This window comes from Methylocaldum sp., assembly GCF_035627495.1.
Lineage (GTDB): Bacteria > Pseudomonadota > Gammaproteobacteria > Methylococcales > Methylococcaceae > Methylocaldum.
Genome location: NZ_DASPLO010000062.1, coordinates 1 through 8,417 on the forward strand (window position 1 = coordinate 1; position 8,417 = coordinate 8,417).

Annotated in this window: 10 protein-coding genes and 1 pseudogene; 4 read left to right on the forward strand and 7 right to left on the reverse strand. The window is 53.5% G+C overall.

Annotation, left to right across the window (positions count from 1 at the left end; genetic code table 11):
* The 4 genes and pseudogenes from VEB01_RS04980 to VEB01_RS04995 all read left to right on the forward strand — a co-directional run.
* A pseudogene (locus VEB01_RS04980) lies at positions 1 to 139 on the forward strand (IS481 family transposase); the annotation flags it as partial.
* 770 nt (positions 140 to 909) lie between these two features.
* Positions 910 to 1,143: a PGPGW domain-containing protein gene (locus VEB01_RS04985; RefSeq protein WP_324873348.1), complete on the forward strand. Its 234-nt coding sequence runs from the start codon at positions 910 to 912 to the stop codon at positions 1,141 to 1,143.
* A gap of 225 nt (positions 1,144 to 1,368) precedes the next feature.
* On the forward strand, positions 1,369 to 1,776 hold the full coding sequence (locus tag VEB01_RS04990; protein WP_324873350.1) for a DUF4398 domain-containing protein: 408 nt from the start codon (positions 1,369 to 1,371) through the stop codon (positions 1,774 to 1,776).
* A gap of 13 nt (positions 1,777 to 1,789) precedes the next feature.
* Positions 1,790 to 2,554 (forward strand): OmpA family protein, encoded by a 765-nt coding sequence (locus VEB01_RS04995; protein ID WP_324873352.1) that lies wholly within the window; start codon positions 1,790 to 1,792, stop codon positions 2,552 to 2,554.
* A 262-nt stretch (positions 2,555 to 2,816) separates the two neighbouring features.
* Here the strand turns inward: VEB01_RS04995 and VEB01_RS05000 are convergent, their stop codons facing one another.
* The 7 genes from VEB01_RS05000 to acpP form a co-directional block, all read right to left on the reverse strand.
* Positions 2,817 to 3,173 (reverse strand): PilZ domain-containing protein, encoded by a 357-nt coding sequence (locus tag VEB01_RS05000; protein WP_324873354.1) that lies wholly within the window; start codon positions 3,171 to 3,173, stop codon positions 2,817 to 2,819.
* The gene (locus VEB01_RS05005; RefSeq protein ID WP_324873356.1) at positions 3,163 to 4,170 is read right to left on the reverse strand and encodes a DNA polymerase III subunit delta'; all 1,008 of its coding nucleotides are present in this window, start codon (positions 4,168 to 4,170) and stop codon (positions 3,163 to 3,165) included. The genes VEB01_RS05000 and VEB01_RS05005 overlap by 11 nt, the downstream gene beginning before the upstream one ends.
* Before the next feature lie 11 nt (positions 4,171 to 4,181).
* Positions 4,182 to 4,802, reverse strand: a complete 621-nt coding sequence (tmk, locus tag VEB01_RS05010) for a dTMP kinase (protein WP_324873357.1) — start codon at positions 4,800 to 4,802, stop codon at positions 4,182 to 4,184.
* Complete coding sequence (gene mltG, locus VEB01_RS05015) at positions 4,795 to 5,793, reverse strand: endolytic transglycosylase MltG (RefSeq protein WP_324873359.1); 999 nt, start codon at positions 5,791 to 5,793, stop codon at positions 4,795 to 4,797. The genes tmk and mltG overlap by 8 nt, the downstream gene beginning before the upstream one ends.
* A complete protein-coding gene (pabC, locus tag VEB01_RS05020; RefSeq protein ID WP_324873361.1) occupies positions 5,781 to 6,644 on the reverse strand; it encodes an aminodeoxychorismate lyase in 864 nt (287 codons plus the stop codon). The genes mltG and pabC overlap by 13 nt, the downstream gene beginning before the upstream one ends.
* 123 nt (positions 6,645 to 6,767) lie before the next feature.
* Positions 6,768 to 8,009: a beta-ketoacyl-ACP synthase II gene (fabF, locus tag VEB01_RS05025; RefSeq protein WP_336624901.1), complete on the reverse strand. Its 1,242-nt coding sequence runs from the start codon at positions 8,007 to 8,009 to the stop codon at positions 6,768 to 6,770.
* A gap of 83 nt (positions 8,010 to 8,092) precedes the next feature.
* Positions 8,093 to 8,323 carry an acyl carrier protein gene (gene acpP / locus VEB01_RS05030; RefSeq protein WP_026609307.1) on the reverse strand — a complete coding sequence of 77 codons (231 nt, stop codon included), beginning with the start codon at positions 8,321 to 8,323 and terminating at the stop codon, positions 8,093 to 8,095.
* Positions 8,324 to 8,417 lie beyond the last annotated feature (94 nt).

Sequence of the window (8,417 nt, forward strand, 5' to 3'; positions counted from 1 at the left end):
CCGCTATGTCGCCCTCTACAACCAGCACATCCCACAGCGGGCCTTGGGCCATCTCACCCCCGTTCAAGCTCTCAAAAACTGGCAAACCTCCCATCCCCATCTCTTTCGCAAGAAGGTTTATAAACAGGCGGGACTTGACACAGTCTTTTACACGCCTTATGTAGACTGCGAAACTACCAAAGACGCCGGTGCACGCCGGGGCTCATATCCCCGGAAGCCGGTTCGACTCCGGCAAGTTTTTTCTCACATGGATAGGAGGGAATTATGTTTGTTGTGGAACCGAGTTTTCTCTTTATCGCCTTGGCTTTATTGGCTGGATTATTTATTGCATTAACCAGCTAGTCCAGAACACCAGAACGAGCGGTTGGCCCCTCGGATTTCAATGAACTTTTCATAACGCCAGCCGCTCAGGAACTTTAACTTATCAAGAACATCAATTATCTTTTCGAAGTTCAAGGATAGTCGTTTAGCCCACAACAACTGCTAACTCAATATCTTTATACCGTGTGAAGCGCCAGGAATATTTGCCTTACATGGATAGTTTTAAAAGGATTTTGCATTGGGAATAAAATAGTTTTCGAGCGCTTCTTTTCTTGCAAAATGACGAGCGGCCTGAGGCCTCTGATGACGCCGGAAGACTCGCAGCGGGGGTGCTTTCCATCTGAAACAACTCCAAGGGAGTTTGGACGATCAAACGGTGACGCAGTGGTCAAAGACCCCGTACCGGCCATGTTTTACCAGGTTAGGCGCTCGCCACTTTCAAAGCGGACGACAAAATTGTCCACTCGCCTGACTCAACTCTAGAAACTCAACACCTAACAACGGGTCCAAGCCTTGAAGCCTCAGCGAAACACCGGCTCATCATAAGGGGGTTTTATGCCACGTACGAGCCTCGTCAAGACATACAAAATGGCGCGACGTGTGGTCATCGGATTGGTCGGAACTACGATAATGTTAATAGGTATAGCTTTAATCGTGCTGCCAGGCCCCGCCTTTTTATTGATTCCTTTGGGGTTAGCGATTCTGGGAATTGAGTTTGCGTGGGCGCGACACTGGTTACGTGTTGTTAAACGAAGAGCCAAGGATATCAAACAAAGCGCCGAGAATATTAAACGAAAAACCGGTAATCTTATGGGTAAATGATACCGATAACACTGTGAATAAAATAAAGATTTGGGCACCAGACGACAAACTTTCCGATAATTCTCCGGGCACGATCCGAGTTTTTCCTGGTTTTTTGTTTTACGTCGGGGTTACCCCAGGCTAACCGACTATCCCATGATAACGGCACATATAGTACATAGCATACTGATAGGGAACTCAGGAATTTCTTGAAGTCACAGTTTATTTCTTACAGGAGGTTTTCTTATGAGGATCTACGAATCTTTTTCAATGCATCGACCCGGTTTTCCCATAGTCGGCATGATGATTATGGGACTATTCGGTTGTGCGTCCGACGCTCCACCAATCAATACTATTTCGACAGCGGATACGGCTCTCAATCAGGCCATGATGGTAAAAGCCTCAGAATATGCACCGGCCGAAATTCAACTTGCCATGGAAAAACTGGGGCGCGCCAAGAAGGCGCTGGCTGACGAGGAGTACGAGGATGCCCGCCGCTTGGCCGAACAAGCACAGATTGACGCCCAGGTAGCCGAGGCTAAAGCTCGGTCGGAAAATGCCCGCCAAATGGCACAGCAAGCCCAGCAAACCATTGAGACGCTACGCCGCGAGGCCGAAACCAGAGGTCAGCGCACGGGTGACATGAATCCATAAAGGAGGCACTGCCATGTTAAGGATCAACAACTACCGCTTTTATCCGCGGGTGGTTCGTTGCTTTTCGTTAGCCGTAATAGCCGCATGCTCGGGCTGCGCCACGCAGAACGAATCCTTGGAAAGAGCACGCATGTCGTATTCGCAAGCCCAGCAAGACACTGAGATCGCGCAGAATGCTCCGGTCGCACTCGCTGAGGCGGGTCAGGCCCTGCGACGGGCCGAGGACGCTGACGATGAGGACGAGACCACCCATCTCGCGTACATCGCCCAGAGGAAAGTCGAGATCGCACGGGCTATGGCCGAAACCCGAAAAGCCGAAGCCGAGGCTCAGCAACTTCTCGACGACCGGGAGAAATTGCTACTGCAACAGGAACTCGCCACGCTCAAGGCCACGCAGACCGAGCGCGGTCTCATGGTAACCTTAGGTGATGTACTATTCGAATACGGCAAAGCCGATCTCAGACCGGGCACTCAGCAAAGACTTTATCAACTCGTAAATAGTCTCAAAGAGCACCCGAATCGCAACGTCCTCATCGAAGGACATACCGACAGCCACGGCTCGGAGGCTTATAACGAAGAGCTCTCTCAGCGCCGTGCGCAGGCAGTGCAGGACTTCCTGCTCCGCAACGGCATCAGTCCGGACCGGATCGTGACCCGCGGATACGGCGAAGCTTATCCGGTGGCTTCGAATGATACAAACGCCGGACGTCTGCAGAATCGACGGGTGGAAATCTATTTGTCGGAAGCCGGCAAAGCGGTCTCCGAAAGAGGTCGGTGATACCAGCCGGACGCCGGAACCAAGCGGGAGCAAAGTCGCCACGTGATCGCAGGTCGTTCCCGACAGTTGGACGAGGCGGGGCAGATCGATAAAGCCGAGGAAGTACTTGCTCTGGTTTTGGTTTGCAACCCGGCCGATGTAGACTGCTGGAGCACGACAGGCTTAGCAAGGATGGGAATTCAGACAAACAGGAGATGACGGCAAGGGCAATCGCTTATCTCGTATGAGTACTGGGACGCCGAAGCGTCGACCGATTTTTGGCTTACATCGTATGTGTAGGCCGTTGGGAATCCAAGGCGCCGGCCAGATAATTTTCTATTCGAGCGCGGGTGGACCCGCCATCTTCATCGCTGAATTGCACGCCGATACCGGCGGCGCGATAACCCTCCGCACCATTGGGCGTGATCCAGATGATCTTCCCGGCTACCGGAATACGTTCGGGTTCCTCCATAAGGTTCACCAACATGAATACTTCTTCGCCCAAACGATAAGTGCGGTTAGTCGGAATGAACAGCCCACCGTTCTTGACGAACGGCATGTAAGCGGAATACAGAACGTTCTTGTCCCGAATCGTCAGAGACAAAATGCCTTGGCGCGACTTGTTTTCTTTAGCACTCATGATAATCCCACTCCGTTTGCGGCGAGCGCCCGAGTTGCGCCCAATGAATCAAAAGCTCCTCCAGGAGCAACTGGCGGTTGGCTTGCCCGTTTAGCGCCCGTTTCGCCCGCAACAATAAATCGAAGAACCCAAACAAGCTTTTCAAGTGTAGTCGGCCGGCCAAGGCCTGCAACCCCTCGCGTAAATCAGAGTTATCCAGATGCGGACAGTCCGGCAAGCTGCGTAACCGGATCAAGTCGATGGTCCACGAGACCATCCAACCTACTAAATCTTCATGAGCCAGAGTCGACCACCGCTCTGCGAGAGATACCGGTTCTTGACGCCGAAACACCACATCGACGCACTCCGAAAATGCCGTCCGGCGTTGCTCCACGGCATCCGAATCGGCAAGCGCCAAGGCCTTTAACGGGGCACACCTCGCGACTGCCAATAACACATCCGTGGCTTTCCCGGTCCTTTGCGCCTCCAGCCATCGGGTTGCTATCGCGTTGTCCGGAAGCGGAATCGACAAACGCTGGCAACGGCTGAAAATTGTCGCTGGCAGAGCGGAAGGGCTATCGGTCAACAGCAGCATCACCGTATTTTCGCCCGGTTCCTCCAAAGTTTTCAGAAGAGCGTTGGCTGCATTGATGTTCAATTGATGGGCCGCGCAAAAAACGACTATGCGATAGCCGCCATACTGCGGTTTGAGCGCAAGGTTCGCGATCAAGTGCCGGATAGCGTCCACAGCAATGGGTTTTCCTCGCTCCACCGGCTCTATCCTCAAGAAATCCGGATGGGTTCCGGCGAGAAACAACCGACACCCGGCGCAATCGCCACACGCAAAGGCTTCCGGGTTCTTGCAAAGCAGCCTTTGGGCGAAAGTCTCCGCCAGATGCGTTTTTCCTATCCCGTCAGCCCCATGAATCAACAAGGCTTGCGGCAGCCTCTGAGCGACCAGATATGCGTTTAGCCTTTGCCACGCCTCATCGAGCCAGGGGTAGAGAATGCTGCCCAATGTCGCTCCCGTCAGGATTGAAATAACGAGTCCAAATGCTTCGCGATTTCCGCCTGCACGCCAGCGAGCGGTTGAGTCGCGTCGAGCAGCTTGATGCGATGGGGCCATCGTCTGGCCAAATCGCAATATGTTTCCCTCACTCGAGAGAGGAAGTCCGGCAGCTCGGTTTCAAAGCGGTCAAGCTGACCTCGGCTTTGGGCTCGAGTGAGACCGACCGCTATGGGAGCGTCGAACAGGAGGGTGAGATCGGGTTGAAGCCCTTTCTGTAACCACTGTTCGAGAAATTGAATAATCTCGGTGTCGATACCGCGCCCGCCGCCCTGGTATGCATAACTGGCGTCGGTGAAGCGGTCGCAAACTACCCAGACGCCATCAGCCAAAGCGGGTTCAATGACCTCTCTAATGTGCTGAGCGCGAGCGGCAAACATCAATAAAAGCTCAGTCTGGGCCTCCATGCCTTGCGAATCGATCACCAGCCGACGAACGGCTTCGCCTATCGGAGTTCCGCCAGGTTCCCGGGTAACGAGGAATCTGGTTCCGCGATTTTGTAAGTAATCTCGAATAAATTCGAGATTGGTGGTTTTACCCACACCCTCCCCTCCTTCGAGGGTGATGAATTTTCCTCTAATCATGTCGGCGCTTTTGGAAGAGTTCGACCGCGCGCTGGTGCTCTTCCAGATTGTTGGAAAAGACGTGAGTGCCGTCCCCGCGAGCGACAAAGTACAAACTGCCTCCGGTATCGGGATGCAACGCCGCGTGGATCGAATCGAGACCCGGCATGGCTATGGGTGTCGGTGGTAAGCCCGGACGAATATAGGTGTTGTAAGGCGTATCTCTCAGCAAGTCTTCCTTCCGAATATCCCCATTGAACTGATCGCCCAGGCCATAAATGACTGTCGGATCCGTTTGCAGCAACATGCCTTTGGCCAAACGCCGGGTGAACACGCCAGCGACGAGAGGACGCTCATCCGCACGGGCCGTTTCCTTTTCCACGATGGAAGCCATGATTAAAGACTCGTAGGGCGTAACGTAGGGAATCCCATCAGCACGATTTGACCACTCGTCGTTGAGTACCGCCTGCATTTTCCGATAGGCCCGCTTGAGAACCTCGACATCCGGGGTTCCCTTGGTTACGAAATAGGTATCCGGATAGAAACGTCCCTCCGGATGTTCACCGGGCGCCCCGATCAGTTGCATGATCACTTCGGGGGTCTTGTCCGCTGCGAGCTTTTCAAGGGGAGGATATTGAGCCAATGCGGTCAGGATTTGTCCGAATGTCCACCCTTCCACCAGGGTTACGGGGTACTGGCGGACCTTGCCAGCGACGAACATCGCCAATAGCTCCCGTAGCGTTGTCTTCGGAGGGATTTCGTACTCGCCGTACTTCAAACGTCTGGCCGAACCGTCCACATACGCCCGAAATCTGAACCACATCGGTTTGGTTACAATTCCCTGCGCTTGGAGTTCCGCTGCTATGCGCGCCAGGCTGTCGCCTTTGGCGATCTCGAAATAAGCGGGACTTTGCAGCCCTAACGGGCGGTCCAGCGTTTCTTGATAATCCATCCACAACCATCCGATCAGGAAACTGATGGCGATGACGACAATTCCTATCAGCCGTTGCACGCTGCGGCCAGCTCTCCTTCCGCCTTCATCCTTAGCCATCGGTCAATCTCTCGTGTAACCGGCCCTACGCCGTACGTTCGATGCTCGCATCGGCTGACGGGCCACATTCCAATCACGCAATTTGTTAAGAATACCTCATCGGCGGCGTAAAGTTCCTCAAGCGTAATACGTGATTCCGCGACGACGACACCATGTTCCAAAGCCGTCGTAATCGTAATGCCCCGCATCACTCCGGCGACGCCGCACCGGTCGATTTTCGGCGTGTACAGCGCGCCATCCTTGATCAGGAAGACATTGCTCATCGTGCCTTCGGTGACATAGCCTTCCGCATCCAGCATGAGACCTTCGCGAATCTCCTCGGCATTCCACTCCGCGCGGGCGAGGATCTGCTCCAGGCGATTCATGTGTTTGATGCCGGCCAGCCTGGGGTTAATACCCAACCGGACTTCGCAGAGCCTGATCTCGACACCGCTCTTGCGAATGTCCGGCGGATAATCGGGAAGCGGGTGCATACTCAAGACCCGCGTCACGTTTGTGGGTTCCGGAAACCGGTAGCCGCGTCCTCCGATGCCCCGACTGATTAGTACCTTCAATACCCCGTCCAGCTGTGCGTTGCAAAGTGTCCGCACCTCACGCGTTAAACATTCGCCGCCGGGAAAAGGAATGAGAAGCTTCTGGCAGTCATGCTCCAGACGAGCAAGGTGGAAAGGCAAAAATAAGGGCACGCTTCGACAGACAGCAACCGTGGTAAATGTCCCATCTCCGTATTGGAACCCACGGTCTGCCAAATCCACACATCGCGTCGATTGGCCGTTAACCAGAGTCGTCATACACACCGAATCCCACTTCATCAAGTTATCGGCGAGCCGAAAAAACCAAGCTCTGAGATAACAAAAAGCACGCTAATGCGTGCTGTACATGAGTATCCAACCCCTTGCCGGCGCTGGCAAGAAGTTGGATCTGCCAAACGGAAATCAGTTGTATTTCTTGAAAATCAAAGTGCCGTTAGTTCCACCGAAACCAAAAGAGTTGGACATGACTATGTCTAACTTCGCCTGACGGGCGGTGTTAGGAACGTAATCGAGATCGCATTCCGGGTCCGGATTATCCAGGTTAATGGTCGGGGGGATTGCCTGATCTCTGAGCGCCAAAACCGAGAATATGGCCTCGATCCCACCGGCGGCACCCAGCATATGGCCGGTCATGGATTTGGTCGAACTGATTGCGGTACTGTAGGCGTGATTTCCGAGCACCGCTTTAACTGCCCTGGTTTCCGCAATGTCGCCGGCGGGCGTAGAGGTTCCATGAGCATTAATGTAGTCGATTTGATCGGCGTTGATACCGGCATCCCGTAGGGCATTGCGCATGCAGCGCGCCGCCCCCTCGCCACTTTCCGGCGGTTGAGTCATATGATAGGCATCGGCACTCATGCCATAACCGATCAATTCGGCATAAATCGTGGCACCACGCCGCTTGGCATGTTCCAATTCCTCCAATACCAAAACCCCTGCGCCATCGCTCAATACAAAGCCATCCCGGTCTTTATCCCAAGGACGGCTGGCGCGCAGCGGATCATCGTTGCGACGGGATAAGGCCCGCGCCGATGCAAATCCTCCCAGGGAGGTCGGCGAGGTCGCCATCTCGGCGCCACCGGCAACCATTACATCCGCATCGCCGTATTGAATCACACGGGCGGCCTCGCCGATGTTATGGGTACCCGTCGTGCAGGCCGTAACAATAGCGAAATTAGGGCCTTTCAGGCCGTACTTGATGGATACATTGCCCGAAATCATATTGATGATGTTGCTGGGCACAAAGAATGGTGAAATTTTTCGGGGGCCACCTTTCAGAAAGGCGCTATGTCCGTTCTCGATTCCCGTAATTCCACCGATACCGGAACCAATGGCCACACCGATCCGCTCGGCATTTTCTTCGGTCACTTCTAATCCGGAATTTTCGAACGCATCACTACCCGCCGCAAGCCCGTAATGGATGAAAACATCCATTTTCTTGGCTTCTTTCTCAGGGATATACCGGGTGATATCGAAACCCCTGACGCTCCCGCCAAAACGGGTCGAGAAATCAGAAACGTCAAAATACTCGATAAGGCCAATACCGCTCTTGCCTTCAAGCACGCTTCCCCAGGAATCACTTACCGTTAAGCCGACGGGCGATATTACGCCTAGACCGGTAACGACGACGCGCCTCTTACTCAATGTTTGTTCCTTAGCGGGGTAGAAATTGACAAAAGACATACTGCCCCGTCAAGCAGGAAATCTTGCGGGGCGGCAGGATCAAATCAGATGTGGCTTTCGATGTAGTCTATCGCTTGCTGGACAGTGGTGATCTTTTCCGCGTCTTCGTCGGGAATCTCACATTCAAATTCTTCTTCCAAGGCCATCACCAGTTCGACCGTGTCCAAGGAATCAGCGCCGAGGTCATCGACGAAAGAAGCTTCATTGGAGACTTCTTCTTTTACGCCCAATTGCTCAGCCACGATCTTCTTAACACGCTCTGCTACATCACTCATCGTTTTATATCCTCAGCTGTTTTCTCTAGTTTTAGTGAGTCGGGAAATTTTAATTTGAAACCGGGTGAATACAAGACTTTTCTCTAAAAACGAT

Bases quoted from the DNA above. Each gene is read 5' to 3' on its own strand.
- acpP (WP_026609307.1), bottom strand. From the start codon at position 8,323: ATGAGTGATGTAGCAGAGCGTGTTAAGAAGATCGTGGCTGAGCAATTG.
- VEB01_RS04995 (WP_324873352.1), top strand. From the start codon at position 1,790: ATGTTAAGGATCAACAACTACCGCTTTTATCCGCGGGTGGTTCGTTGC.
- VEB01_RS04990 (WP_324873350.1), top strand. From the start codon at position 1,369: ATGAGGATCTACGAATCTTTTTCAATGCATCGACCCGGTTTTCCCATA.
- VEB01_RS05000 (WP_324873354.1), bottom strand. From the start codon at position 3,173: ATGAGTGCTAAAGAAAACAAGTCGCGCCAAGGCATTTTGTCTCTGACG.
- pabC (WP_324873361.1), bottom strand. From the start codon at position 6,644: ATGAAGTGGGATTCGGTGTGTATGACGACTCTGGTTAACGGCCAATCG.
- VEB01_RS04985 (WP_324873348.1), top strand. From the start codon at position 910: ATGGCGCGACGTGTGGTCATCGGATTGGTCGGAACTACGATAATGTTA.
- tmk (WP_324873357.1), bottom strand. From the start codon at position 4,802: ATGATTAGAGGAAAATTCATCACCCTCGAAGGAGGGGAGGGTGTGGGT.